This is a genomic window from Gallaecimonas xiamenensis 3-C-1 (assembly GCF_000299915.1).
Taxonomy (GTDB): domain Bacteria; phylum Pseudomonadota; class Gammaproteobacteria; order Enterobacterales; family Gallaecimonadaceae; genus Gallaecimonas; species Gallaecimonas xiamenensis.
Genome location: NZ_AMRI01000004.1, coordinates 174288 through 199235 on the forward strand (window position 1 = coordinate 174288; position 24948 = coordinate 199235).

Consider the following 24948-nt stretch of genomic DNA (forward strand, 5'->3'; position numbering starts at 1 on the left):
AATGGTGAGGTTGAACAGATTCATCAGTGTCTCCAAGTAACGCCTTTATCCTTTCCTCAGGGGGCGGGTCTGTGTCAACAACTTTTTAAAAATAATAGCCGATATTGATATTGAGCCGCGAGTGCCAGCCGTCATTGAGGGGGCTGGCCAGGCCGACACCGTCGCCGCCGGCAAACCACATGTTCTTACCGGCTATCCAGTCGACATAAGTGTAAAGGCCACCCTTGGCCAGCATGCAGCCGGTCACGTTTTGGATAGAATTGTCCACGCCGTTTCCCGATGCCAGGGTCTGGGTGTGGTCGTTGTAGCAGGTTATGCTGTCAACAAAGTCGTTTTTTACTGTAAAGGTCTTGGCGACATTGAAAGACACCACATCGGCTTCGCTGGCCACCTCGAAGGGGAACTGGAAGGCAGACAGGGACACGGTATCGGTACCGGTGTCGAAACGGTAGTGCACTTCCTGCAATTGCAGCTGCCAGCCGCTGGGGTGGGTCCAGTCGGCGTGCAGGGCAGCTGCCCAGCGATTATCGTGGGTCTTGGAATAATAACGGTACAAACGACCGTACTGGGCCGAGGCCCCCAGTTTCAAGGTACCGTCCAGGGCATCAAGGGATCTCTCGGCCCGCAGGTTCAACTGGCCGTTTTCGTCGGCCCTTTCGCCGTCCACGGCGGCCAGATCGAAGGAGTAGCGGTCATAGCGGTCGCCGTTGTCGTACTCGGCGTTATGGAAGTAACCGGCGTGCAGCAGCCAATCGCCACTTTTTTGCTCGTAGACGATGCCGGTGTCGTAGTCGTCTTCCAGGCCCAAATAATAGGTGCCGCCAAACCAGAAGCTGTGGGAGGACACCGGCAACAGGCCAAAGGGCACCAGCGTTACCCCGGCGCGAATATTGCGGTCTTCATCGAAGCGGTAGCCCACGTAAGCATGATGTATGGCCTCGAAGTCCTGGTACCAGCGGTATTGGGCCGAGTAGAACCAGTTGCCCTCGTCGCCATTCACGTCCAGCCGGAACAGCTCGATGTCCCATTCGCCATTCTTGTCCTTATTGTTCTGGTCGTAATCTTTCCAGGCGTAGCTGACCCGGAAGGCACCGCCCAGTTTGACGTCGGCCACCGCCGGTTGGCATAGCAGCAGTCCCAGGGAGCAGAGCAAAAGGTTTGACTTCATAACGGCCTCTTTTCGTTAGCAAGCAAATAAGTATGAAGCCAAGGTTGGAGACGATCAAATCAAGGACTTACAATGCGGATTGTTCGCAGTCTAAAATACCGCTTTTTGACCCCAGAGGTGGCCTCATGCAACCTGTCGACGAAGTGCTCACGGCGCTGCGGCGCATCATTCGCGCCATCGATCTTCATTCCCGCCAATTGACCAAAGAAACCTCCCTGACCGGGCCGCAGCTGATGCTGATGCGGGCCATCGCCGATCACCCGGGGGACACCACCCGCAGCATTGCCAAGCTGGTCAACCTGTCCCAGGCTACAGTTACCAGCATTATTGACCGCCTTGAGGCTAGGACACTGGTGATCCGCCAGCGCTCTACACTGGACAAGCGCAAGGTGGAATTAACCTTGACCGAGGAAGGCAAGGAGGCCCTGTCCAAAGCGCCGGCCCTTCTGCAAAACGCCTTCATCAAGCAATTCGAAGAATTGGCCCAGTGGGAACAGACCCTGATCCTGAGTTCCTTGCAACGGGTAGCCAGCATGATGGACGCCGAAGACATCGACGCCTCCCCCATGCTCACCCTGGAGCAGCATTTGGCTTCGACCAAAGGCGAATAGGCAAGGTAGGGAACTTTTGACATATTTCATAAATGAAGCTTTGGTAACAATTTAGAAAAATTGGCCTTTGCTGCAGAACCACTACAGGAAGAGAGATCATGAAAAAGAGCCTTATCGCAGGTGCCATCGGCGCCGTCATGTCCATGCCCAGCCACGCGGCTTTCGAGCTGCTGAAAACTGACACCACGACCGTGACCTTCGGTGGCTACACCAAGGCAACTGTCAACCTCAGCAAGTACAGCGAGAAGACCCCTGATAGCAGCAGCCTCGGCCGTATCTACAACGTGCCCAGCCTCATTCCTGTTTCTGGTGGGGCCACTGAAGGCGACGGCAACAACAACGACGCCGTCCTGGATTTCACTGCGCGCGAGTCCCGTTTCAACTTCGGCACCAGCACCATCATTGAAGGTCACACCATCAAGACCTTCCTGGAACTGGACTTCCTGTCCAGCTTCGTAGGCGACGAGCGCACTTCTAACTCCACCGCGCCCCGTATTCGCCACGCCTATGTCACCTACGACAACTGGCTGATCGGTCAAACCTTCACCACCTTTGAAAACCTGGCAGCCCTGCCTGACAGCACCGACTTCCTGCCTGCTGCCGATGGTACTGTCTTCAACCGCCAGCCGATGATCCGTTACACCTCCGGTAACTGGATGTTCGCTGCCGAAAACCCGGAAACCACCTACAACCCCTACGGTGCCAGTGGCCGTGTTGACGAAGACAACAGCGTGCTGCCCGACCTGGTTGCCCGTTACAACATGAAAGGTGACTGGGGCTCCGTTGCCGTTTCCGGCTTGTTGCGCCAGCTGCGCGCCGACACCCTGGATGCCAACGGCGACGTGCAAGACAACGAAACCACTACCGGCTTCGGTGTCAACGTCTCCGGTATGCTGAAAGTCGGCCAGACCGACGACTTCCGTTTCTCTGTCACCGGTGGTGAAGGTATCGGCCGTTATGTTGCCCTGAACACCTTCAACGGTGCCTACGCCCAGGCTGACGGCGGTCTGGAAGCCATTTCCACCGTTTCTGCCTTTGCTGCCTATCGCCACTTCTGGAACGACCAATGGCGCTCCACCTTCATGGTGTCCGGCACTTGGGCCGATATCGATGAAGAGATGAACCAGGCCGTGACCAAGCAGGTTCAGTCTGCGCACGTCAACCTGATCTACTCCCCGGTCAAACCCATCTCCTTCGGCGTGGAGTACATCTACGCCGAGCGTGAGCTGGAGAACGGTGAAGACGGCGATCTGAATCGTCTGCAGTTCTCTGCCAAGTACGTTTTCTAATCCAAACGTCGTAGCAAAAGCGCCGCATTAGCGGCGCTTTTTTGTTAGCCTCACTTTTCCCTTCCGCTGCGTTTTCAACGGCGCAGCAGCGCAACGCATCTCGCATTCTTCTCACAAGACAATGGCAGGTTAGTGCATGGACAGATTTACCGATCGCCGGATCCTGATCACCGGCGGCTCCAACGGCATGGGTTTGGCGGGGGCCAAGCAGCTGGTGGCAGAAGGGGCCAAGGTGGCTATCACGGGGCGCAATGCCGCGCGCCTGGCCGCTGCCAGGGCGCTTTTCTCGCAAGAACACCTGGTGTTGGCCAACGACGGTGCCCAGGCCGATACCGGGGACAAACTGGCCGAGGCCCTGGCTGCCTGGGGCCCACTGGATGGGCTTTGGCTCAATGCCGGGGTGGCGGTCTTGGACGATGCAGCCCAGGCCGACTGCGGCAGTTTTGACCGGATCATGTACACCAATGTCCGGGGCCCCACGCTGCAATTGTCGGCCTTGCTGCCGCTGCTGAAGGACGGCGCCTCTGTGGTGTTGACCTCCTCTTCTTCTGCCTATGAAGGGGCAGCGGCCACCGGCCTTTATGGCGCCGCCAAAGGGGCGGTGATCGCCCTGGCGCGCAGTTGGGCCAGCGCCCTGGCACCACGAAAGATCAGGGTCAATGTGCTGGTGCCAGGGCCCATAGAAACGGGATTTCGGGATTTTTTGGCAGAAGAGGCCAAGGCGAACTTTGAAGCCGGGGTCTTGACCCAGGTGCCCCTGGCCAGGGTAGGAGACGCCGAGGAGGCAGCCAATGCCGCGCTCTTCTTGCTGTCTGACCATGCCTCTTACATCACCGGCAGCCAGTTGCCTGTGGACGGTGGCCTTATTCGCCGCTGACCACAAAAAAGCCCGCCGGTAAGGGCGGGCCAAGATACGGCTGGTTGGGAAACCTATTTATTCAGACGGGTCTGAATAAGGGTGTCGATGACGCTGGGGTCGGCCAGGGTGGTGGTATCGCCCAGGGCCTCACACTCGTTGGCAGCAATTTTGCGCAGGAAGCGGCGCATGATCTTGCCGGAGCGGGTCTTGGGCAGGCTGGGGGCCCACTGGATAAGATCCGGGCTGGCCAGGGCACCGATTTCCTTGCGCACCCATTGGCGCAGGGCCAGACGCAGCTCTTCGGTGGCTTCGACGCCGGCGTTGAGGGTCACGTAGGCATAGATGCCCTGGCCCTTGATGTCGTGGGGATAACCCACCACCGCCGCTTCCGCCACGTCATGGTGGGCCACCAGGGCCGACTCAATCTCGGCGGTACCCATGCGGTGGCCGGACACGTTGATAACGTCGTCCACCCGGCCTGTTATCCAGAAATAGCCATCCTCGTCCTGGCGGGCGCCGTCACCGGTGAAATAGTTGCCGGGGAAGGTGGAGAAGTAGGTCTGGATAAAGCGCTCGTGGTCGCCGTAAACGGTACGCATCTGGCCGGGCCAGGAATCGGTGATCACCAGGTTGCCTTCCCCTGCCACCGGGGCGCCGGTGGCGTCCACCAGCTGCGGCTGCACGCCGAAGAAGGGCAGGGTGGCGGAACCGGGTTTGGCGTCCACGGCCCCCGGCAGGGGCGCAATCATGATGCCGCCGGTCTCGGTTTGCCACCAGGTGTCTACCACAGGGCAGCGGCCCTTGCCGATCACCTGGTGATACCAGCGCCAGGCCTCGGGGTTGATGGGTTCACCCACAGTGCCGAGGATACGCAGGCTCTTGCCGTCCAGTTTGGCGAAATGCTCCTCGCCCTGGGCCATCAAGGCGCGGATAAGGGTAGGAGCGGTGTAAAGGATGGCGACCTGGTGGCGGTCGACTATCTCGGCCAGACGGCTGGGGCCGGGCCAGTTGGGCACGCCTTCGTGCAGCAGGCAGGTGGCGCCGTTGGCCAGCGGCCCGTACACCAGGTAGGAATGGCCTGTTATCCAGCCGATGTCGGCGGTGCACCAGTAGACTTCACCGGGTTTGTAGTCGAATACCACTTCGTGGGTCAAGGAGGCATAGACCATGTAGCCGCCGGTGGTGTGCAGCACCCCTTTGGGCTTGCCGGTGGAACCGGAGGTGTAAAGGATAAAGAGCGGATCTTCGGCATTCATCTCGGCGGCAGGGCAGTCGCTGCCGGCTTCGGCTTCCAGGTCGTGCCACCACAGGTCGCGGCCTTCCACCCAGTCGATATCGCCGCCGGTGCGCTTGAAGACAATGACCTTTTCCACCGTGGTCACGTCGCTGTTGGCCAGGGCCTCGTCCACGTTGCCCTTGAGGGGAATGGCACGGCCACCGCGCAGGCCTTCGTCGGCAACGATCACCAGTTTGGACTTGCCGTCGATGATGCGCCCGGCGATGGAGTCGGGAGAGAAGCCGGCAAAGACCACCGAGTGGATGGCACCGATACGGGCGCAGGCCAGCATGGACACCACGGCTTCCACCACCATGGGCATGTAGATGGTCACCACGTCGCCTTTTTGGATGCCCTGGGCCTTGAGTACATTGGCAAAGCGGCAGACTTTGGCGTGCAGCTCACGGTAGGTGACCTGGCTGACGGTGTCGCCGTCGTCCGATTCCCAGATCAGGGCCACAGTGTCGCCGCGCTCGGCCAAGTGACGGTCCAGGCAGTTGGCACTGGCGTTGAGGGTGCCGTCTTCATACCAGCGAATATGCAGGTTATGGGGGTCGAAGGAGACGTTCTTGACCTTGGAATACGGAGTCATCCAGTCGATGCGCTTGCCTTGCTCACCCCAAAATGCGTCCGGGTCGTCCACGGAGGCCTGGTACAGGGCTTGGTATTTGGCCTTGTCCACATGGGTGTTGTCGGCGATGTGCTGCATGACGGGGTAGCGGTCGTTGATCATGGCATTCCCTATCTTCTGTTATCGGATTGTTGGCTTCGAGTATGTATAGCAGGGGGTATCAGAACCATTAGACCAAAGTAGAAAAACCCGGCCGAAGCCGGGTTTTCAATGCCGTTGGCGGGTTGTTCAGTGCTCGGCGGCGCCGGCTGCTCCAACCCCGGTGTGGCAGCGCACAAACTGCGGGATAAAGCGGGCACGCTCTTCTTCGGCCGCCTCGGACTTGTCGGTGACGCTGAAGAACCAGGTCCCCACGAAGGCCACCACCACAGAGAACAGGGCAGGGTACTTGTAGGGGAAGATGGCTTCTTCAAAGCCCAGTACCGCCACCCAGACGGTAGGCCCGATGATCACCAGGGTTACGGCGGTGACAAGGCCCATCCAGCCGCCAATTTTGGCGCCACGGGTGGTCAGGCGTGACCAGTACATGGACAGGAACAGCACCGGGAAGTTGGTGGAAGCGGCGATGGCGAAGGCCAGGCCCACCATGAAGGCGATGTTCTGTTTCTCAAAGGCGATACCCAGCAGGATGGCGACCACCCCAAGGGCGATGGTGGCCATGCGGGACACTTTGAGTTCTTCACGCTCGGAGGCTTGGCCGTGGCGGAACACGCTGGCGTACAGATCGTGCGATACCGCAGAGGCGCCAGCCAGGGTCAGGCCGGAGACCACCGCCAGTATGGTGGCGAAGGCCACGGCAGAGATAAAGCCGTAGAACAGGTCGCCGCCCACGGCTTTGGACAGGTGCACCGCCGCCATGTTGTTGCCGCCCAAGAGGGCACCGGCCGCATCCTTGAACTCGGCATTGGTGGACACCAGCAAGATGGCACCAAAACCGATGATAAAGGTCAGGATGTAGAAGTAGCCGATAAAGCCTGTGGCATAGAACACCGACTTGCGGGCTTCCTTGGCGTCACCCACGGTGAAGAAACGCATCAGGATATGGGGCAGGCCGGCGGTACCGAACATCAGGGCAATACCCAGGGAGATGGCAGAGACGGGGTCGGAGACCAGGCCGCCCGGGGCCATGATGGCTTCCCCTTTGGGGTGTACTTTGACCGCTTCTTCAAAGAGGTGCTCAGGACTGAAGCCCACATGGTTGAGCACCATGATGGCGATGAACGTTGCCCCGAACAGCAGCAGCACCGCCTTGATGATCTGCACCCAGGTGGTGGCCAGCATGCCGCCGAAGGTCACGTACAGCACCATCAGCACACCCACCAGCACCACCGCATAGCTGTAGGGCAGGCCGAACAGCAGTTGGATGAGCTTACCGGCACCCACCATCTGGGCGATAAGGTACAGGGCTACCACCGCCAGGGAGCCGGAGGCGGCCAGGGTGCGGATGGGCTTTTGCTTGAGGCGATAGGAGGCCACGTCGGCAAAGGTATAGCGGCCGAGGTTACGCAGGCGTTCTGCTATCAAAAACAGAATGAGCGGCCAGCCCACCAGAAAGCCGATGGAGTAAATAAGGCCGTCAAATCCGGACAGGTAGACCAAGCCGGAGATCCCCAGGAAGGAGGCCGCCGACATGTAGTCACCGGCAATGGCCAGGCCGTTTTGAAAACCAGTGATACCGCCACCGGCGGCATAGTAATCGGAGGTGCTCTTGGTATGCTTGGCCGACCACCAGGTGATGCCCAGGGTCAGGGCCACGAACACCAGGAACATGATGATGGCGTGGGTGTTAAGGGGCTGCTTTTGCACTTCCCCCTCTATGGCGCCGGCCGCCATGGCCAGGCCCGGCAGCAGCAGGGTTGCCGCTGCCGCCAGTGTTGGGAGCTTTCTCATTTCTTGGCCTCCTCGATGACGGTGGCATTCTCGGTGTCAAACTCACGGTTGGACTTGCGCACGTAGATGCCGGTCAGCACGAAGGCGCTGATGATAACGCCAAGGCCGAAGGGGATACCCCAGGTCACCACAGAGCCCTTACTGATGGGAGTACCCAGAGTGGCGGGACTGAAAGCGATGATCAGGATAAAGGCGAAGTAAATCACCAGCATGACGGCTGACAAAATCCATGCAAAGCGCTCGCGTCGCGCCACCATGTCCTGGAATCGCTTGCTGCTGTGTATTTTTTCGTATAGCGGATGGTCCATGATGGAACTCCTTGTTTACAGGTCGTTCACAACTTAGTCAGGATCGCCCTGCTTCAGCCAGTCGACTTTAGTCGAACCCCCCCAAAATACGGGGCTGTGGTAAAAAGGAGGCCTGGATTTGGGAGGTTTTTCGATGCCGTTGTGGTTGATGGTGTGTTGGGCGCTGGGTTACCTGGTGTTGCTGTTTGCGATTGCCTATTGGGGCGACCGGGGACACAGGGTCTATTCGGCGCCGAGCCGCAAGCTGATTTATGCCTTGTCGTTGGCGGTGTACTGCTCGTCCTGGAGCTTTTTGGGCACCGTCGGCCAGGCCTATCACAGCCTCTGGTCTTTCCTGCCGGTCTACCTTGGCCCCATCTGCCTTTTTGCCTTCGGCTACCCCATGCTCAAGAAGCTGGTCAGGGTGTCCCATGCCCAGCGCATCACCTCGGTGGCCGACTTTCTGGCGGCCCGTTACGGTAAATCCCAGCTGCTGGCCGTTACCGTCACCTTGATTGCCATCGTCGCCAGCCTGCCCTATATCGCCCTGCAGCTAAAAGCCATGGTGATGGGCTTTGGCTTGTTGGCGGGGGAGTCGCAGCTGCCGGAGACCGCCATAGCGGCGTCGGTGGCCATCTCCCTGGTGCTCTTTGCCTCCCTTTTTGGTACCCGCAAACTGGACGCCACCGAACACCACCCGGGGTTGATGCTGGCCATGGCCTTCGAGTCGGTCATCAAGCTGGTAGCCCTGGTGACAGTGGCCTTGGTGGTGGTCTATGGGGCTTTCGACGGCTTTGGCGAACTCATCACCCAGTCGGTTATCAACGAGAGCGTAGGCCGCGAACCCAATTCCTCCCTCAGTGCCGTGTTGGCCCAGAGCCTGGTGGGGGCCTGCGCCTTTGTCTGCTTGCCACGGCTTTTTCACGTGATGGTGGTGGAAAGCCAGGAACAGCGGGACCTGAAAAGCGCCCGCTGGATCTTCTCCCTCTACCTGGTACTGATGGCCCTGCCGGTACTGCCCCTGGCCATGGCCGGTAGCCTGATCGGTGATGCCAGCCAGAGCCCGGACGGCTTTGTGATCTCCCTGCCCTTGGCCCAAGGCCACCCCTGGGTTGCGGCCCTGGCGCTGCTGGGGGCCATCTCGGCGTCCACTTCCATGGTGGTGATGGCGGCGGTGACCATTGCCATCATGGTCTCCAACGAACTGGTGATCCCGTTGATGCTGCGCACCGGCAAGATGGCCGGGCGCAATTTCGAGCGCTTTTCCACCCTGCTGCTGCGTATTCGCCGCTTTATCATCCTGGTGTTGCTGGCCCTGGGCTTTGCCACCTATTGGCTGCTGGGCCAGCAGGAACAGCTGGCCGGTTTTGGCCTCTTTGCCTTTGGCGCCTTTGCCCAGCTGGCGCCGGCTCTGGTGGGGGGGCTTTATTGGAGCCAAGGTCACCGCAAGGGGGTTTTCCTGGGGTTGGTGGCCGGTTTTGCCATCTGGTGGTCGTTAAGCTCGGTGATGCTGTCGAGCTATGCCATCGTCATATCCCTGCTGGTTAACGCCATGACCTATGTGCTGGCGTCCATGGCCATGCGCGCCGGGGTGCGCGACCGACTGCAAGCCGCCGCTTTCGTGGCCCATAGGCCTGCCGGCAGCAAGCACCAAGGCTACCTGAGCGTCACCGACCTGCGGCTGTTGGTCAGCCGTTTTGTGGGGCCTGAGCGGGCCGAACAGATGCTAAGGCGCTTTATGCGCGACCAGGGCATAACCCTCCAAGCCATGCCCAGGCTCAGCCCAGACGAGCTGTTAAGTGAAGCCGAACGGCTGATGGCCTCGGTGATAGGGGCCTCCAGCGCCGCCTTGGTATTGCGCTCGGCCATGGAAGGGCGAGATATCGGCCTGGACGAAGTGGTCACCCTGGTAGACGAAGCCACAGAGCAGCTGCATTTTTCCCGGGATCTGTTGCAAGGGGCCATAGAGCACGCCTCCGAGGGCATGTCGGTGGTGGACAGGGACTTGAACCTGGTGGCCTGGAACCGGCGCTACCTGGAGCTGTTCGAGTATCCCCCCGGCTTTATCTATGCCGGGCGGCCGGTGGCTGACCTTATTCGCTTTAATGCCGAGAGGGGCTGGTGCGGCCGGGGCTCGGTGGCCGAGCATGTGGACCGGCGGGTCAACTTCATGAAGATGGGCAGCCCCCACAGCTCAGAGCGGGAACGCCCGGACGGACGGGTGATCAAGCTGCAAGGCAACCCCATGCCCAACGGCGGCTTTGTGATGACCTTCTCCGACATCACCCCCTACCGGGACGCCGAGCGGGTGCTGAAAAACGCCAACGAAGAACTGGAAGCGCGGGTGGCGGAGCGGACCCGCGAGCTGGTGGCGGCCAAGGCCGCCGCCGACAAGGCTAACCAGGGCAAGAGCCGCTTTCTGGCCGCCTGCGGCCACGACCTGATGCAGCCGTTGAACGCCGCCCGGCTCTTTGTCTCGGCGCTGTTGCAGCGTACCGAGCCCGAGTCCGAGCAGGCCTTGCTGCTGGACAACACCAAGGCGTCCTTGAAAGCGGCAGGGGAACTGCTGACCGATCTGCTGGACATTTCCAAGCTGGACGCCGGCACCATGAAGGTGCGCCGGGTCAACTTCCCCCTGGACGAACTGCTGGGCAACCTGGCCCACGAGTTCAAGGCCCTGGCCGTGGAGCAGCAGATAAGCTTCCAGTGGGTGGGCTCCAAGGCGGTGGTGGACTCGGACAAGATGCTGCTAAGGCGCATCATCCAAAACTTCCTTACCAACGCCTTTCGCTACGCCAAGGGCGGCAAGGTGCTGCTGGGGGCCCGCCACCAGGGCCGGGATCTGTGTATCGAGGTCTGGGACACCGGCCCGGGCATCGCCCAGGAGCACCTGGCCAGCATCTTCGAAGAGTTCAAGCGCTTCGACAAAGGGGAAAAAGGCCTGGGCCTGGGCCTGGCCATAGCCGACAGGATGAGCCGTATCCTCGGCCACACCTTGGCGGTGCGCTCCTGGGAAGGCCGTGGCTCGGTGTTTTCGGTGCGGGTGCCAAGGGGGCAAAAGCCCAGCACCCAGGCGCCGGCGCTGATCCCGGTCAATGGCCGGGCCCTGACCGGTCGCCATGTACTGTGCATCGACAATGAAAAAGCCATTCTCGAGGCCATGCGCTCCCTGCTGACCGGCTGGAACATGAAGGTCAGCACCGCCCGCAGCCGTGAAGAAGCCCAGGCGGTGATGGCCAACGAGTCTATCGACATGGTGCTGGCCGACTACCACCTGGACGGCGGCGACGATGGCCTGTCGGTAATGCAACTTTTGCGAAAGGAGCGGGGTGGCAGCCTGCCGGGGATCCTGATCACCGCCGACACCCGTCAGGAATTGATCAGTGAAACCCAGCAGGCCGGTTTTGGCTTTATGGCCAAGATGGTCAAGCCGGCGGCGCTGCGTGCCATGATGGATCAGGCACTGGCCCGAGGCTCTGCAAGGCGATAACGGCCTGGGTGCGGTTGCGCACGTCCAGCTTGCGGAAGATGGCGGTGGCGTGGGCCTTGATAGTGGCCTCCGACACCCCCAGTTCGTAAGCGATCTGCTTGTTCAGCAGGCCGTCGGCGAACATCACCAACACCTTGTACTGCTGTGGGGTCAGGGCCGCCAGGCCCTCGGCCAGTTTGGACTCCTGCTGTGAAGGCGGCTCGGGGACAAAGCCCGGCGGAAACCAGTGGTTGCCGGCCAGCACGCTTTGCAGGGCGTCGGCGATGGCACTGCTGTCGGCGGACTTGGGTACAAAGCCCTGGGCGCCGTGGTGGTAAGCACGGCTGACGCTGGCATCGTCCTCGTGGGCTGACACCACCACCACCGGCAGAGCCGGGTGATGCTGGCGCAATTGAATCAGGCTGGAAAAGCCGTTGGCCCCCGGCATACTCAGGTCCAGCAACACCAGATCCGGCATCTGCGCCACTATGGCGCTTTCCATGGCCTGGACGTCGCAAGCCTCGCTAATGGTGCTGTCTGGCAGGGCAGCGGCAATGGTCAGCCGGATGGCTGCCCGGAACAAAGGGTGATCGTCTGCTATCAGGATATGGACCTGGTTCATCTAATTATTCGATCTCTAAGGGCTGCCGCTTGAGTGTATCGGTATTGGGCTGGTAAAAAAAGAGTGCGGCCATTACTGCCAAAGTGTAATGAAATAAAGCCTAATAATTTGAAAATAAACATTTTTATGGTTTGTGTAACCATGTTGATAAAAGGGAGCTTGTCGTGAAGGAAGGCCAATTTCGGCAAATAGTGGTGCTGACCGGTGCCGGGATCAGCGCTGAATCGGGGATCCAGACCTTCAGGGATCAGGGCGGGCTTTGGGAGTCCCACCGCCTGGAAGAGGTGGCCACCCCCGAGGCCTTCCACCGCGATCCGGCCCTGGTGCAGCGCTTTTACAACGCCCGCCGGGCCCAGCTGCCAGAGGTAGCGCCCAATGCCGCCCACCTGGCCCTGGCCCAGCTCGAAAAGGCCATTGCCGGCACCTTGCTTATCACCCAGAACATCGACGATCTGCACGAGCGGGCCGGCAGCCATCACCTGCTGCACATGCACGGGGAGCTGGCCAAGGCCCGCTGCGTCAAGAGCGGCCAGCTGTTTCGGGTCACCGAGCCCTTGAGCGAAGATAGCCTCTGCACCTGCTGCGTACCGGCCCAACCCCTGCGCCCCCATGTGGTCTGGTTTGGAGAAATGCCCTTGGGGCTGGACCGCATTTTCCACGCCCTGGCCCAGTGCGACCTTTTTGTGGCCATCGGCACCTCGGGGCAGGTGTATCCGGCGGCAGGCTTTGTGGACGAGGCCCGTTCCCAGGGGGCCTATTGCATCGAGATCAACGCCGATAGCTCCCATATCAGCCACCGATTCGACGAGCACCGCCGGGGCAGTGCCACCGTCGAGGTACCCAAACTGGTGGCTGAACTCATGGGGCGCGGGGCGTCTTAACGAAGTCCGCCACCGCCTGGCTTATCTGGGCGGCGTGGCTGTAGAACAGCTCATGGCCCGCCCCCTTGAAGGGCACCAGTTTGGCCCCTGGGATCTGCGCCAGCATGGCGGTGGCGTTGTCAAAGGGCACCACCTGATCGTCCAGGCCATGGAGGATCAGGGTCGGGCAGGGGGTCAACTGCGGTGGCAGGGGAGCCAGACGTTTGAACTGCTCGGCGTCATTGCGCATCCCCGCCTCAAAGTGGGGGAACATGGCTAGGTATTCGGCAAATTCCTCGCTCATCTGCTGTTGAGGCCCTTCTGGCAAAAAATGGCTGAATAGCGGGCTGGCCACCAGCCAGGCCAGGAAGTTGTGGTCCAGCACCAAAGTCAGTAAGCGGGCGTAGGAAGACAGATCCTGGGCGTTGGCGTCTATGGGCAGGGCCAGGGCCTCTATCAGCACCAGGGCCCGGCATTGATCGGGATGGCGCTCGGCAAAGGCCAGGGCCGAGGGGCCGCCGCCGGAAATACCCACCACCACCACCTTGTCATACCCCAGTTGGCTGACCAGGGCCGAGAAGGCGTCGGCCTGGGCGGCCGGGGTGCGCCCGGTGCTAAGAGGCGTGCGCATGTAGCCGGGGCGGCTGGGGGAGATAAGCTCAAAGCCCTGGTCAAACAGGGACTGGTAGATGGGGAAGTTGAGGTTACCCCGGTAACTGGAGGGGGTGCCGTGAAACTGCAGCAGCGGTATGCCGGCACCCTTGCGTTGAAATTCCACCGGCCCCTGGGGGGTCTGTGTCAGTTGGCTGTCCATGGCCCATTTGGCGAAGGCGTCTTCCTGGAACGCCAGATAGTGTCGATAGGACAGGCCCAATACCACCAGCAGTATCAGGCTCAGCCACCACAGCAACCGCTTGACCATAAGGCACCCCTTGGCTGACCCCTTATGTTTCAAGCATAGGAAAAAAAGAGGAGCCGGTATCAAGCCTTTCATGCAAAACAGATGGGCCTTGCAACCCTATCTGGGCCAATGGTTTCAGGGCCGATGGCAAGCGACATCAGAGCCTTGGAAAACCTGCCTGGCCTCATGGCTGCGATGACGGCCGGGGGGCGGCGGCTAAAGCCCAATAGTTCACGGCGTCTTGCCGTTATCAGCGCTGTTCTAGTGGCGGGCCTTGCCCGCGCCACCCTTGTTGTTTTCGGCTATAAAGGCTGCCAGGCCCATAGTTACGACGCCCTTTGCCGGCCCGGTGTGCCTGGGTTAGCCCTGCCTGCCCCTTTGGGAGCAGGAAAACCATGGCGCCTGGCGGCCCATACCACCACCAGCGTTGCCGCCAGCAGTCCCAGCACCGCCGGTGCGAATGCGCCGGCGCCCAGGCGTTGCAGCAGCACGCCGCCTACCATGCCGCCCCCGGCAATCGCCATGTTCCAGGCGGTAACCAGCATCGACTGGGCCACATCGGCGGCGTCTCCCGCCGTTTTCGCCAGTGCCGTCTGGAACAGCGTCGCCGCGCCGCCGAAGGCGAGCCCCCAGGCAGCCACAGCCCCATACACCAGGGCAGGGGCATCGCCCGCCAGACCAAGGGCCAGCGCAGCCAGGCCAAACAGCATGGTGCTGATAAGGGTCAAGGCGCGCAGGTGGCGGTCTATCAAGACACCGACAATCCCAATACCCAGCAAGGAGGTGACACCGAACACCAGCAGCGCCAAGTCCGTCCGTTCGGCCATGCCTGCCGCCCCCAGCAAGGGAGCGATGTAGGTGTAGAGGATGTTGTGGGCCAGCACGAAGGCCAGTACCACAAGCAGCACCGGCCGCACCCCGGCCAAGGTGAACACCTGCCCCAAGGACCGCCGTTTGCCTGCGGCCTGCCCGGCGAAGTCCGGCACCTTGAGGCGTACCCACACCATAAGCACCAGTGCCAGCAAACTCATGATGGCAAAACACAGCCGCCAGCCCATGAGCTTGCCAAGCAAGGTGCCGGCCGGCACGCCCAGGGACAGGGCCAAAGGGGTACCGACCATGGCGATGGCAATGGCCCGGCCCTTTTGATGCTCGGGTACCATACGCGCGGCATAGCCTGCCAGTAGCGCCCAGACCAGCCCGGCCGACACCCCTGCCAGGAAGCGCGCCACCATGGTCAGGGCATAGTTGCCAGAAAAGGCGGTAACGGTATTGGCGAGGACGAAACCGGCGATGGCCGCCAGCAACAGCGGTCGCCGCCGCATACCCTGGGTCGCGGCGGTGAGCGGCATGGCCGCCACCAACGAGCCTAAGGCATAGATGGTGACGGTCTGGCCGGCCCAGGCCTCGGACACCGCCAGGCCTTTTGCCATCTGCACCAGCAGTCCGGCCGGCAGCGCTTCGGTCAGGATGGTAATAAAACCGGCCATGGCCAGGGCCAGCAGTGCCGCCAGCGGCAGGCGGTCACCGGTAACGGTACTCATAGGCCGGCCTCCAGGGCGCCATAGACGGCATCGCGCAGATCGGTGACGAAGCGGCCGGACATGCCTTCGTACAAGGTGTTGGTAAAGGCGACCACGCTGAGCCCTTGGGCCCGGTCTACAAACCAGGAATGCCCATAGGCGCCGCCCCAACGCCAGGTCCCCTCGGACTCGGGGGACATGGCCAGTTCAGGGTCGCGCAGTACCGAGAATCCCAGCCCAAAGCCAAAGCCCGGGGCAGCTGGCAGTTCGCGGCCTTGGGTTTGGTCCCGGGCCATTTCTGCCACCAGTTCGCCAGGTAGCAGGGCGCCGCCGTCTTGGCGCAAGGCTTCCAGTAGCCGCAGGAAGTCCCCTGCCGTGCCGGCCATGCCAGCGCCGCCTGAGGGGAAGGCCTGGCTGTCAAAGATGCGGCCTGGGCTGTAGGGGATACCGACAGTGCCTTCGAAAACGGCCACGGTTTCGCCTTCTGCCAGTCGATGAGGCTCAGGGGCGCCACTGACATAGGCCGTTGCCACGCGCTCAGGGCAGGGGGCGAAAAAATCGGTATCGGCCATGGCCAAAGGGCCTGTCACCAACTGGCGCACGGCCACATTGAGCGGCACGCCTTGCACCCGTTCGATTACCGCCCCCAGGACGTCGGTCGCCAACGAGTAGCCCCAGGCAGTGCCCGGCGCGTAGAGCAGCGGCACGCTGCCGATACGCCGCAGGTTCTCTTCAAGGCTGATACCGGACCCATCCATGCCGTCCGACACACCGGCCTGGGCATAAGGCCCCTCGGTATCGGCCTCGAAGAAGCGGTAGCCCAGCCCGGCGGTATGGCTGAGCAGTTGCCGTACCGTAATACGGGCAGGGCGACCATCAGCCAGGGCTGGCCGGAATTCTGGCAACAGGTGGTCGATGTTCTGGTCGAGAACGAGTCGCCCTTGTGCCACCAGCACCAGGGCGGCGGCACAGACGATGGGTTTACTGACGGATGCCAGGCGAAAGACCGTATCGGTGGTCATGGCCCGGCGGCTTTCTCGGTCGGCCCAGCCGGCGGCCTGTTGATGGATCAGCTCGCCGTTGCGGGCCACCAGCACCACGGCGCCGACCAGGCGCTGCTGGTCCAGGGCCTGCTCTACCACGGTCTGGATAGCAACGGATAGCTCGGCCGACGGGACGCCGGCGCGCAGGGAATGTGCATAAGTTACCACTGGTACTTCCTTTCATCATTGGGTCCAGGCGTCACCATAAAGAGCCTGTGATTGAAGAAAAAGTGGGGTAGAGTTCCCTATTGGGCGGAGCTTTTTGTCCGCAATGGAGGGTTCCCATGGACAGCCTCAGTGGCTTTACGGTGTTTGTACAGGTGGCCGAAACCCGCAGCTTCGTCGCGGCCGGCCGACTGCTGGGAGTGTCGGCATCTGCCGTCGGCAAGAGCGTGGCCCGGCTGGAAGAAAAGCTCGGTGTGCGCCTTTTTCACCGCAGCACGCGCAGTGTCACCCTGACTGCCGAGGGCACGCTGTTCCTGGAGCGCAGCCGCCGCATCCTCGCCGAGATTGAGGCCGCAGAACTGGAGCTTTCCCAGGCGACGGCGGCGCCCCGAGGCCGCTTAAGGGTCAGCCTGCCTCTGGTCAGCTCGCTGGTGCTGCCGGTACTGGGCGAGTTCATGGGCCAATACCCGGAAATCGAGCTGGACTTGGATTTCTCCGACCGACTGGTGGATGTGATTGAGGAAGGTTTCGATTCCGTGGTCAGGACCGGCGAGCCGACCGACTCGCGCCTGTCGGCCCGCCGGCTGGGCGCTTTTCGCTCGGTGCTGGTGGCGTCGCCCGACTACCTGGCGCGCCGAGGCGTACCCCAAACCCCGGCCGATCTACTGGCACACAGCTGCCTGCACTACCGTTTCCCCAACAGTGGCAAGCTAGAACCCTGGGCGCTGCGCCGCACAGCCGGTGAGCCCGAGTTGACCTTGCCGACCTCGATGATCTGCAACAACATCGAGACCCGCCTGTGTTTCGCCTTGCAGGGCTTGGGCATCGCCTACTTGCCGGCCTTCTCGGTTAGAGAGCCTCTGGCGGATGGACGGCTGCGCACCGTCCTGGCCGACTATGCCGAGCGCAGCGGCGTTTTCCATGTGCTCTGGCCTGCCAGCAAGCATCCCTCGCCGAAGATCCGCGCCTTTATCGACTTCCTTTGCGCCCGGGTATTTCCGGCCTGAACCAGCCCCAAGCCAAATCCCTAGGCCAAGGTAGCTGCTATGGCCTAGGCGCAGGCGGATTTCGATTTCTGGTTCCTCCTGCCGGTAGCGCGCGAACAGCGCCGCTAGGCGTGATGCCGTCGAACAGCACCACGGCCAGTTCTTCCCTCAGTTTCTTGATGACACGCGACTGTGGCCATTGCTCGATGTGCCGCTTACTTGCTGCGCGGGGAAATGGCGCCCTTCGGCGACGGCCAGGAACAGCGAAGATGACGCTATTTCAGCGCATCACCGGCTAGTTTTCAGGTTGTATATCGGTATGAGGCGGCGCAACGTCACTGCCAGATGGCTGCTCCCCTGAGCCGGGATCCGCCGTGACCTTCTCGTTTTTGCCAAGAACGACAAAGACGACGACGGCTGAAACCAAAGTGATTGCGATCAGCAGATACATCAGCATCTGAAACGCATGGGTATAGGCATCTGCAAGCAATGATCTGCTGACTTGTGGTAAAAGCGCGAGGGCGTGGCCCATATCACCTGTTGCCAGATGCTGGGCAGCCATGGGAATGGGCCGCTGCTCAATATCGTTTTCGAGCGCAAGCCGGGACAGTCTTGCTTGCGTCAATGACGCCAGAAATGTGCTGACCATAGCGAGTGCGATACCTTCACCGGCTACGCGCGTCGTGCTGAAAATGCCTGTCGCCATGCCGGCTCTTTCCTTTGGCACAAGGCTCACCGATAACCCGTCCATTAATCCCCAGGGCAGCCCGGTGCCGAGGCCAATCACGATCATCGGAAGGATGGCATCCTGCGAAGCTTGACCGATCCCAACTTGGCTTAGGAGGAAGAGTCCAAGTCCCGCGATCAGTAGACCAAGGGCGGATATGACACCGGGAGAGAGCCACCGAGTTAACGATGCCGCCAGTGACGGCATCACCAGCATGGGCGCCGACAATGCGATCATTGTCAGGCCAGCATCAATTTCACTATGTTCGTCGATGCCAATAAATCGTATAGGCAGCAGAACGAGCAGTACGACATAGCAATAACAGGTGGCGATGGGCAGCAGCTGTACGCCAACGAATCTTGGGTACCGAAATAGCGACAAGTCGAGCATTGGCCGGTCAGCTCGCCACTCCACCGCGACGAACCCGGCCAGAAATGCCACCGAGCCGGCCAGCAGGAGCAACACCAGTGGACTTGACCATCCACTTTTGGGTGCCTGGAGTACACCCCAAGTGAAGGTCATGAGTGTTGCCGTGAAGGTGAGCGTTCCTAGCCAGTCCAGCCCCTTGGCATCGGGATCGCGCGATTCCTTCATGCGGGGGATCCCGAACATCAGCACCAGTACGCCGATGATTGCACCGGAAAGAAAGACCGAGCGCCAACCAAAGCGATCCAGCAACAGGCCGGCGAGTACCGGGCCGATAGCAAGCCCGACACCAAAGCTCGTACCAAGAAGGCTAAATGCACGGGTGCGCGCCTTCCCCTCGTATAGCTGCGCCAATGTTGCCGAACCGCCGGAAAGCGTTGCAGCGGCTGCTATCCCCTGTATGGCGCGCAATACATCAAGCCAGATGATGTTGGGCGCCCAGCCGATAGCAAGAGACAGGACGGCAAATAAGACTATCCCGATCGTGAAGAGCCGCTTTCGACCAAATCCATCGGCCAGTGTACCAGCAGCCATCAGGGAACTGCCGAAACTCAACATAAAAGCGTTGGTGATCCAATTCAGTTCCAGCGCTCCACCACCCAGGTCACGAGCTATTGCTGGCGTAGCAATGGCGCCGCCTGAGAAGCTGAGAGGAAGAACCAGGACAGCAAGGCAAACTGCCACGAGCACCGAAACACTGCTGACCTTAGCGGACCTGTCCCTACCGAGTTCTGGCATCTTGCCCCCCCATCTGCTGCAGGCAGCCGCCGGCACATCTTGCGAAGGATGCGACTCGTTCTCCGGTGCAGCTGACTACCCAGAATCGTTCGCCAACCTGCAGGGTACCTGTGGCTCCCTCTAAGCCAGTTTTGGCGAATACCTCTTTATCGACCTTGAAACCCACAGGGCAGCGCCTTTGCTGTTCTTCGCATGCAAACACCGGGTCCGGCGTACTCATCTGCCCGGCGATCAACAATGCCGGTGTTACGAACGCGCGTGGCGCGATCGGCGTAGAAACGGGCAGTGACCAACCGAAAGCAGGTAGCGTCAAAGCAAGCAGGGGTGGGTAGGCGAGCCGTCTTGTGATTAAGGCAAGGACGGTCGGTATGGGCCTGCCTTGTCGATAAGGATTGGTCGTTGGATCTATAGCCATGGGAACGTCCTGCTGGTGGATGCCTTTTCGCCCAGGCACATGCTTGGGCCGATGCCAGTAGATGATAAAAAGGCTTTAATGCCGTATAAATAGGCAGCAATTCCGTTGTAAAAGGACACAATGTCCTTAATTGAGGTGGTACATGGATAGCTTGAGCGGCCTTTTGGCCTTTGTCCGTGCTGCGGAGGCTCGCAGCTACGTAGCGGCAGGAGAACGCTTGGGCCTGTCCCCGTCAGCGGTGGGTAAGAGTGTGGCGCGTTTGGAAGACAAGCTCGGTGTCCGTCTGCTCAACCGGAGTACGCGGCGCATCAGCCTGACGGAAGAAGGAGCACTGTTCTTCGAGCGTTGCCAGCGGATCGTCGGAGAGATAGAGGAAGCCGAGGCCGAGCTTTCCCGGTTGACGGACGCCCCAAGAGGTAGGTTGCGAGTGAGCCTGCCCGCCGTGGGCTATCGCATGTTGATGCCGATCCTGCCGGAGTTCACGCGCCGCTATCCAAACATCGAGTTGGACTTGGATTTTAACGACCGGATGATCGACGTTGTCGCGGAGGGAGTCGATGCCGTCATCCGCAGCGGTGACTTCGGAAATTCCCTGCTCAAGGCCCGCAAACTCGGATCGTTCCGCTTCGTGCTCGTGGGCGCCCCGGCTTACTTCGCTGCTCATGGAGCACCAAGCAGCCCGGAAGACCTGCGCTGGCACGATTGTCTACGTTACAGATTCCCCTCTACAGGGCTGCTGCAGGATTGGAAGATGAGAAGTAGAGAGCCCGATCCGCCTATGCAACTATCTGGGACTCTGACCTTCAACAACGTGGAGGCGCTCATCTCGGCAGCGGTAGGGGGCATGGGGATAGCATACCTGCCGGATTTTGCAGTACGCGAACAAATCACCGCCGGAACCTTAACCTCGGTGCTAGACGACTATCTGACCGAAGGGGGAAGGTTCGCGATCCTATGGCCGAGCAGCCGCCACCTGTTGCCGAAGTTGAGAGTGTTCGTGGACTTCCTGGCTGAGCGGCTGGTTCTTGGCCCCTGAACCGGCAAGCGACTCATTGGTTCAGACGGTGTGACTATCAGATAGACGGCCCTCGGAATAGTCCCATTTCCCACAATACCTGCCATCGCGCGCCCTCGCGGCAACCTACTGAGGGCTTAGGTGCAGCCAGCGGCATGCAACTGGCAACAAAAAGGCCCCCGAAGGGGCCTCTTGTCTGGCTCTTATTGGCCGGTCTTGAGTTTGGTCCAGTAGGACTCGTAGAGGCCGATGGCATCCCCCACGTCAGTCTGGAACTCGCCTTTGGCGACGGTGGCGGCGTCCGGGAAGATAACAGGGGAGTTCTTCAGCTCATCGGGCAGCAGCGCCTTGCCGGGCAGGTTGGGGGTGGCGTAACCCACGTATTCCACACAGGCCTTGGCCACTTCCGGGCGCATCATATAGTTGATGAAGCGGTGGGCGGCGTCCGGGTGCTCGGCGTGGGAGGGCACGGCGAAGGAGTCGACCCAGAAGATGGCCCCTTCCTTGGGATAGATATAGGCCAGGTTGCCCCCTTCGTTGTTGGCCATATAGACCTCGCCGTTCCAGATCATGCCGATATCGACATCACCGGACAGGTAGGGCAGGCGCGGGGCGTCGGAGTTGAACACCTGGGTGTTGGCGATCAGCGGTTTGAGGGTCTCGTAGGCCTGCTTGATCTGGGCTTCGTCCGTGGTGTTGGCGGAATGGCCGTTCAGGGCCAGGCCGATTTGGAAGACTTCACGAACATCGTCGGTCAGCAGCAGGCGGCCTTTGAATTCGGGCTTGAACAGATCTTTCCAACTGGTGATGGTCTTGGGATCGATCTCCTCGGCGTTGACGCCGATGGAGGTGGACCCCCAGAAGTAGGGCACGGAGTACTGGTTGCCCTTATCGTAGCTCTTGTCCAGCAGGGCCGGGTCCAGGTTTTTCATGTTACCCAGCTTCTGCTTGTCCAGCTTTTGCAGCAGGCCGTCCTTTTGCATCATGCTGATGTAATAGGTGGACGGCAGCACGATGTCGTAGCCGGCGCCGTTGGTCAGCTTGAGCTTGGCGTACATGGCCTCGTTGGACTCGTAGGTGGTGAGGTTCACCTCGATGCCGGTTTCCTTGGTAAAGGCCTCAATCACGTCTTCGGGAATGTATTCGGACCAGACGTAGAGGTTCAATTCCTTGTCTTCGGCCTGAGCCCCAAACGCCGCTAGGGTCATGGCCAGGGCCGCCAGGGATTGGCGAGTGTGTTTTTTCATTTTTTCTCCCTCATTAACCATTGGGACAACAGTACCAGCACCAAAGAGGCGCCAAGCATGATCACGGCCAAGGCGTTGACCTCGGGTTTGACGCCAACCTTGACCATGGAAAAAATCTTGATGGGCAGCACGTCGAAGCTAGGGCCCGTGACGAAGCTGGAGATGATGACGTCATCCAGCGACAGGGTAAAGCTTAGCAGCCATCCGCCGGCAATGGCAGGTTTTGCCAGTGGCATCAATATCTTGCGAAAGACAACGAATTCGCCGGCACCCAGGTCCCGGGCTGCTTCGAGCATCCGCACGTCAAAGCCCTTGAGCCGGGAATAGACGGTCACCACCACAAAGGGCAGGCAGAAGGTGATGTGGGCAAACAGCAGCGGCCAAAAGCCCTGGCCTATGCCAAGGGCCACAAACAGGGCCAGGAAGGACACCGCCATGACGATGTCCGGGGACATCATCACCACGAACAGCAGGGTCGACAGCAGGCCTTTGCCCTTGAACTGGTAGCGAAACAGCGCTACCGCCGCCAGGGTACCGATAAGGGCGGCGAAGGTGGCGGCCAGCAGGGCGATGATCAGCGAATTGCCCGCCGCCGTCATCAAGCCGGTATTGTGCCAAAGGGCCTCGAACCATTTGAAGGTAAAGCCTTTCCACTCCAGCCCAAAGCGGTGCTGGTTAAAGGCGTTGACGATAAGGATACCGATGGGTACGTACAGGTAGGCCAGCACCAGCGCCAGCACCGCGACCCTTAGGGACTTAGCCATCCAGGGCCTCCTGGCGGTTGATGCGTTTGGCCGCCTGCCAGTAAAGGAACAGCAGCAGGCCCATAAAGAGGGTGATCACCACACTGGCGGCCGAGCCGAAGGGCCAGTCCTGCACCAGCAAAATCTGCCGCTTGATGATGTTACCCACCAGCATGTCCTTGCCGCCCCCCAGCATGTCCGACACATAGAACATACCCATGGCCGGCAGGAACACCAGCAGGCAGCCGGCGACGATACCGGGCATGGTCAGGGGCAGTACCACGTGGATAAAGGTGCGAATTTTACCGGCCCCCAGATCCGCAGCCGCCTCCAGGTAACGGCCGTCGAGTTTCTCGATGGCACTGTAAAGGGGCAGTACCATAAAGGGCAGCAGGATATAGACCAGGCCGAAGATGACGGCGCCGTTACTGTAAAGCCAGGTGATTTCCTTGTCGATAAGGCCAAGGCCCATCAGCATGCCGTTCAGCAGGCCCTTCTTACCCAGCAGTATCTTGATGGCATAGGTGCGAATAAGGCTGTTGGTCCAAAAGGGCACCACCACCAGAAACAGCATCAGCGGCCGCCATTTGGGGCTGAGCTTGGCGATGCAAAAGGCAAAGGGGTAGCCCACCAGCAGGCAGATGGCGGTGGCCACCACCGACAGCTTCACCGACAACCACAACACCTCGGCATAGAGGGGATCGAAAAGTCGCTGGTAGCTGCTCAGGGTCAGGGGCAGGTCCACCAGGCTGTCGCTGCCCTTGGACAGCAAGCTTGAGCCCAGGATCATCAGGTTCGGCAGCAGTACAAAGACCAGCAGCCAGGCACTGATAAGGCCAATGGCCCAGAATTTGAAGGACTTAAGCTTCATCTGCCAGTACCACCTCCCACTGGGGTACCCAACTCACCACCACCGACTCGTTGAGGCTGTGGTCGAAGTCCGGGTCGTCCTCGTCGAAAAATTCCGACACCTGGATACGGTTGCCGTCCGCCAGCTCCACCAGCGAATCGAGGGTGGCACCCTTGTAGGTGCGTTCCACCACCCGGCCGGGCAGGCCTTGGTCGGCGCCTACGGCGTCCAGGCGCAAGTCTTCGGGGCGCAGCATCACCTTGACCGCCTGGCCTGGGGTAAAGCTGTCTTTGCCGTTGACATTGAAGGCTTTGCCCAGGATATCCACCTGCAGGTGGGTGCCGTCATGGCCCAGCACAGTGGCGTCGAAGATATTGATCTCGCCAATAAAGCGGGCCACAAACAGGCTGCTGGGGGTTTCGTAGATCTCCCGGGGGGTGCCCAGCTGTTCGGCGCGGCCATTGTTCATCACCAGAATGCGGTCGGACATGGACAGGGCTTCTTCCTGGTCATGGGTCACGAAGATAAAGGTGATACCCAGGCGCCGTTGCAGCTGCTTGAGTTCCCATTGCATGGCCTTGCGCAATTTGTAGTCAAGGGCCGACAGGGATTCGTCCAGCAACAATACCTTGGGCTTGTTGACCACGGCCCTGGCTATGGCCACCCGCTGCTGCTGGCCGCCGGACAACTGATGGGGCTTGCGCTTGGCAAAGCTGTCGAGCTGCACCATCTTCAGAGCGTCCAGCACCCGTTGCTGCTGCTCGGCCTTGGGCACTTTTTGCATCTGCAGGCCAAAGGCCACGTTCTCGAACACCGTCATATGCGGGAACAGGGCATAGCTCTGGAAGACGGTGTTGACGTTGCGCTTTTCCGCCGGCAGCTGGGTGTTGTCGACCCCGGCTATCTGGATGCGGCCGGCATCGGCGTTTTCCAGGCCTGCAATCAAACGCAGGGCCGTGGTCTTACCGCAACCGGAGGGGCCCAGTATGGTGAAGAACTCGCCGTCCCGGATCTCCAGATCCAGGCCGGCCAGTACTGCTTTGCCGTCGAAGGCTTTCTCGACACCGCTCAGCACCACAACGGGCGGCTTATCTGTGGCAAGGGACATATCAATCAGCGCTAATTAGCCATTAAAAGACGGCATTTTAATGAAATGGGCTGGCACTGATAAGGGCAATAAAGGTAAAAAGCCCATCACATTTCTGTA

Annotated in this window: 20 protein-coding genes; 7 read left to right on the forward strand and 13 right to left on the reverse strand. The window is 60.6% G+C overall.

The window, feature by feature from the left end; all coding sequences use genetic code 11:
* Nucleotides 1–85: 85 nt before the first annotated feature.
* Nucleotides 86–1168: a porin gene (locus tag B3C1_RS04210; RefSeq protein WP_008483135.1), complete on the reverse strand. Its 1083-nt coding sequence runs from the start codon at nt 1166–1168 to the stop codon at nt 86–88.
* Between the two features lie 125 nt (nt 1169–1293).
* Here B3C1_RS04210 and B3C1_RS04215 point away from each other — a divergent pair, with 125 nt between their 5' ends.
* The 3 genes from B3C1_RS04215 (at nt 1294) to B3C1_RS04225 (ending at nt 3945) form a co-directional block, all read left to right on the forward strand.
* The gene (locus B3C1_RS04215; protein ID WP_008483136.1) at nt 1294–1779 is read left to right on the forward strand and encodes a MarR family winged helix-turn-helix transcriptional regulator; all 486 of its coding nucleotides are present in this window, start codon (nt 1294–1296) and stop codon (nt 1777–1779) included.
* Between the two features lie 98 nt (nt 1780–1877).
* Entirely contained in the window at nt 1878–3068 is a 1191-nt protein-coding gene (locus B3C1_RS04220; RefSeq protein WP_008483139.1) for a DcaP family trimeric outer membrane transporter, read from the forward strand.
* Nucleotides 3069–3204: 136 nt separating this feature from the next.
* The gene (locus tag B3C1_RS04225) at nt 3205–3945 is read left to right on the forward strand and encodes an SDR family oxidoreductase (protein ID WP_008483140.1); all 741 of its coding nucleotides are present in this window, start codon (nt 3205–3207) and stop codon (nt 3943–3945) included.
* Between the two features lie 53 nt (nt 3946–3998).
* Here B3C1_RS04225 and acs read toward each other — a convergent pair whose 3' ends face one another.
* The 3 genes from acs to B3C1_RS04240 form a co-directional block, all read right to left on the reverse strand.
* Nucleotides 3999–5936: an acetate--CoA ligase gene (gene acs / locus B3C1_RS04230; RefSeq protein WP_008483141.1), complete on the reverse strand. Its 1938-nt coding sequence runs from the start codon at nt 5934–5936 to the stop codon at nt 3999–4001.
* Between the two features lie 126 nt (nt 5937–6062).
* Entirely contained in the window at nt 6063–7724 is a 1662-nt protein-coding gene (locus B3C1_RS04235) for a cation acetate symporter (RefSeq protein ID WP_008483143.1), read from the reverse strand.
* Nucleotides 7721–8032 carry a DUF485 domain-containing protein gene (locus tag B3C1_RS04240; RefSeq protein ID WP_008483145.1) on the reverse strand — a complete coding sequence of 104 codons (312 nt, stop codon included), beginning with the start codon at nt 8030–8032 and terminating at the stop codon, nt 7721–7723. The genes B3C1_RS04235 and B3C1_RS04240 overlap by 4 nt, the downstream gene beginning before the upstream one ends.
* A gap of 133 nt (nt 8033–8165) precedes the next feature.
* Here B3C1_RS04240 and B3C1_RS04245 point away from each other — a divergent pair, with 133 nt between their 5' ends.
* Nucleotides 8166–11501 carry a PAS domain-containing hybrid sensor histidine kinase/response regulator gene (locus B3C1_RS04245; RefSeq protein ID WP_008483146.1) on the forward strand — a complete coding sequence of 1112 codons (3336 nt, stop codon included), beginning with the start codon at nt 8166–8168 and terminating at the stop codon, nt 11499–11501.
* Here the strand turns inward: B3C1_RS04245 and B3C1_RS04250 are convergent.
* The gene (locus tag B3C1_RS04250; protein ID WP_051012878.1) at nt 11437–12102 is read right to left on the reverse strand and encodes a response regulator transcription factor; all 666 of its coding nucleotides are present in this window, start codon (nt 12100–12102) and stop codon (nt 11437–11439) included. The two genes, B3C1_RS04245 and B3C1_RS04250, sit on opposite strands and share 65 nt — an antisense overlap.
* 131 nt (nt 12103–12233) lie before the next feature.
* Here B3C1_RS04250 and cobB point away from each other — a divergent pair, with 131 nt between their 5' ends.
* Complete coding sequence (cobB, locus tag B3C1_RS04255) at nt 12234–12983, forward strand: Sir2 family NAD+-dependent deacetylase (RefSeq protein ID WP_419177193.1); 750 nt, start codon at nt 12234–12236, stop codon at nt 12981–12983.
* Here cobB and B3C1_RS19275 read toward each other — a convergent pair.
* The 3 genes from B3C1_RS19275 to B3C1_RS04270 all read right to left on the reverse strand — a co-directional run bounded on the left by B3C1_RS19275 (nt 12961) and on the right by B3C1_RS04270 (nt 16597).
* Nucleotides 12961–13884: an alpha/beta fold hydrolase gene (locus B3C1_RS19275; RefSeq protein WP_008483150.1), complete on the reverse strand. Its 924-nt coding sequence runs from the start codon at nt 13882–13884 to the stop codon at nt 12961–12963. The two genes, cobB and B3C1_RS19275, sit on opposite strands and share 23 nt — an antisense overlap.
* 305 nt (nt 13885–14189) lie before the next feature.
* Nucleotides 14190–15407, reverse strand: a complete 1218-nt coding sequence (locus B3C1_RS04265) for an MFS transporter (RefSeq protein ID WP_008483151.1) — start codon at nt 15405–15407, stop codon at nt 14190–14192.
* The gene (locus B3C1_RS04270; RefSeq protein ID WP_008483152.1) at nt 15404–16597 is read right to left on the reverse strand and encodes a serine hydrolase domain-containing protein; all 1194 of its coding nucleotides are present in this window, start codon (nt 16595–16597) and stop codon (nt 15404–15406) included. The genes B3C1_RS04265 and B3C1_RS04270 overlap by 4 nt, the downstream gene beginning before the upstream one ends.
* A 116-nt stretch (nt 16598–16713) precedes the next feature.
* Between B3C1_RS04270 and B3C1_RS04275 the strand changes: the two genes are divergently transcribed.
* Complete coding sequence (locus B3C1_RS04275; protein WP_008483153.1) at nt 16714–17601, forward strand: LysR family transcriptional regulator; 888 nt, start codon at nt 16714–16716, stop codon at nt 17599–17601.
* A 274-nt stretch (nt 17602–17875) separates the two neighbouring features.
* Here B3C1_RS04275 and B3C1_RS04280 read toward each other — a convergent pair whose 3' ends face one another.
* Complete coding sequence (locus B3C1_RS04280; RefSeq protein ID WP_008483154.1) at nt 17876–19471, reverse strand: MFS transporter; 1596 nt, start codon at nt 19469–19471, stop codon at nt 17876–17878.
* A gap of 557 nt (nt 19472–20028) precedes the next feature.
* On the opposite strand from B3C1_RS04280, the gene B3C1_RS04285 reads away from it, so the two are divergent.
* Nucleotides 20029–20922, forward strand: coding sequence for a LysR family transcriptional regulator (locus tag B3C1_RS04285; protein ID WP_008483155.1), 894 nt, complete (start codon nt 20029–20031; stop codon nt 20920–20922).
* 182 nt (nt 20923–21104) lie between these two features.
* On the opposite strand, the gene B3C1_RS04290 is transcribed toward B3C1_RS04285, so the two are convergent.
* Genes B3C1_RS04290 through potA form a run of 4 tightly spaced genes read right to left on the reverse strand, consistent with a single transcriptional unit; the run spans nt 21105 to nt 24849 of the window.
* The gene (locus B3C1_RS04290; protein WP_008483156.1) at nt 21105–22148 is read right to left on the reverse strand and encodes an extracellular solute-binding protein; all 1044 of its coding nucleotides are present in this window, start codon (nt 22146–22148) and stop codon (nt 21105–21107) included.
* Nucleotides 22145–22912, reverse strand: coding sequence for a spermidine/putrescine ABC transporter permease PotC (potC, locus tag B3C1_RS04295; protein WP_008483159.1), 768 nt, complete (start codon nt 22910–22912; stop codon nt 22145–22147). The genes B3C1_RS04290 and potC overlap by 4 nt, the downstream gene beginning before the upstream one ends.
* Nucleotides 22905–23762: a spermidine/putrescine ABC transporter permease PotB gene (gene potB / locus B3C1_RS04300; protein ID WP_008483161.1), complete on the reverse strand. Its 858-nt coding sequence runs from the start codon at nt 23760–23762 to the stop codon at nt 22905–22907. The genes potC and potB overlap by 8 nt, the downstream gene beginning before the upstream one ends.
* Nucleotides 23752–24849 carry a spermidine/putrescine ABC transporter ATP-binding protein PotA gene (potA, locus tag B3C1_RS04305; protein WP_008483162.1) on the reverse strand — a complete coding sequence of 366 codons (1098 nt, stop codon included), beginning with the start codon at nt 24847–24849 and terminating at the stop codon, nt 23752–23754. Before potA ends, potB begins: the two co-directional genes overlap by 11 nt.
* Nucleotides 24850–24948: the final 99 nt, after the last annotated feature.

Excerpts from the sequence above, each read along its gene's own strand:
- B3C1_RS04210 (WP_008483135.1), bottom strand. The coding sequence starts at position 1,168 with ATGAAGTCAAACCTTTTGCTCTGCTCCCTGGGACTGCTGCTATGCCAA.
- B3C1_RS04225 (WP_008483140.1), top strand. The coding sequence starts at position 3,205 with ATGGACAGATTTACCGATCGCCGGATCCTGATCACCGGCGGCTCCAAC.
- potC (WP_008483159.1), bottom strand. The coding sequence starts at position 22,912 with ATGGCTAAGTCCCTAAGGGTCGCGGTGCTGGCGCTGGTGCTGGCCTAC.
- B3C1_RS04240 (WP_008483145.1), bottom strand. The coding sequence starts at position 8,032 with ATGGACCATCCGCTATACGAAAAAATACACAGCAGCAAGCGATTCCAG.
- acs (WP_008483141.1), bottom strand. The coding sequence starts at position 5,936 with ATGATCAACGACCGCTACCCCGTCATGCAGCACATCGCCGACAACACC.
- potA (WP_008483162.1), bottom strand. The coding sequence starts at position 24,849 with ATGTCCCTTGCCACAGATAAGCCGCCCGTTGTGGTGCTGAGCGGTGTC.
- B3C1_RS04220 (WP_008483139.1), top strand. The coding sequence starts at position 1,878 with ATGAAAAAGAGCCTTATCGCAGGTGCCATCGGCGCCGTCATGTCCATG.
- B3C1_RS04245 (WP_008483146.1), top strand. The coding sequence starts at position 8,166 with ATGCCGTTGTGGTTGATGGTGTGTTGGGCGCTGGGTTACCTGGTGTTG.
- B3C1_RS04275 (WP_008483153.1), top strand. The coding sequence starts at position 16,714 with ATGGACAGCCTCAGTGGCTTTACGGTGTTTGTACAGGTGGCCGAAACC.
- B3C1_RS04280 (WP_008483154.1), bottom strand. The coding sequence starts at position 19,471 with ATGCCAGAACTCGGTAGGGACAGGTCCGCTAAGGTCAGCAGTGTTTCG.
- B3C1_RS19275 (WP_008483150.1), bottom strand. The coding sequence starts at position 13,884 with ATGGTCAAGCGGTTGCTGTGGTGGCTGAGCCTGATACTGCTGGTGGTA.
- B3C1_RS04290 (WP_008483156.1), bottom strand. The coding sequence starts at position 22,148 with ATGAAAAAACACACTCGCCAATCCCTGGCGGCCCTGGCCATGACCCTA.
- B3C1_RS04215 (WP_008483136.1), top strand. The coding sequence starts at position 1,294 with ATGCAACCTGTCGACGAAGTGCTCACGGCGCTGCGGCGCATCATTCGC.
- B3C1_RS04235 (WP_008483143.1), bottom strand. The coding sequence starts at position 7,724 with ATGAGAAAGCTCCCAACACTGGCGGCAGCGGCAACCCTGCTGCTGCCG.
- B3C1_RS04285 (WP_008483155.1), top strand. The coding sequence starts at position 20,029 with ATGGATAGCTTGAGCGGCCTTTTGGCCTTTGTCCGTGCTGCGGAGGCT.
- potB (WP_008483161.1), bottom strand. The coding sequence starts at position 23,762 with ATGAAGCTTAAGTCCTTCAAATTCTGGGCCATTGGCCTTATCAGTGCC.
- B3C1_RS04250 (WP_051012878.1), bottom strand. The coding sequence starts at position 12,102 with ATGAACCAGGTCCATATCCTGATAGCAGACGATCACCCTTTGTTCCGG.
- B3C1_RS04265 (WP_008483151.1), bottom strand. The coding sequence starts at position 15,407 with ATGAGTACCGTTACCGGTGACCGCCTGCCGCTGGCGGCACTGCTGGCC.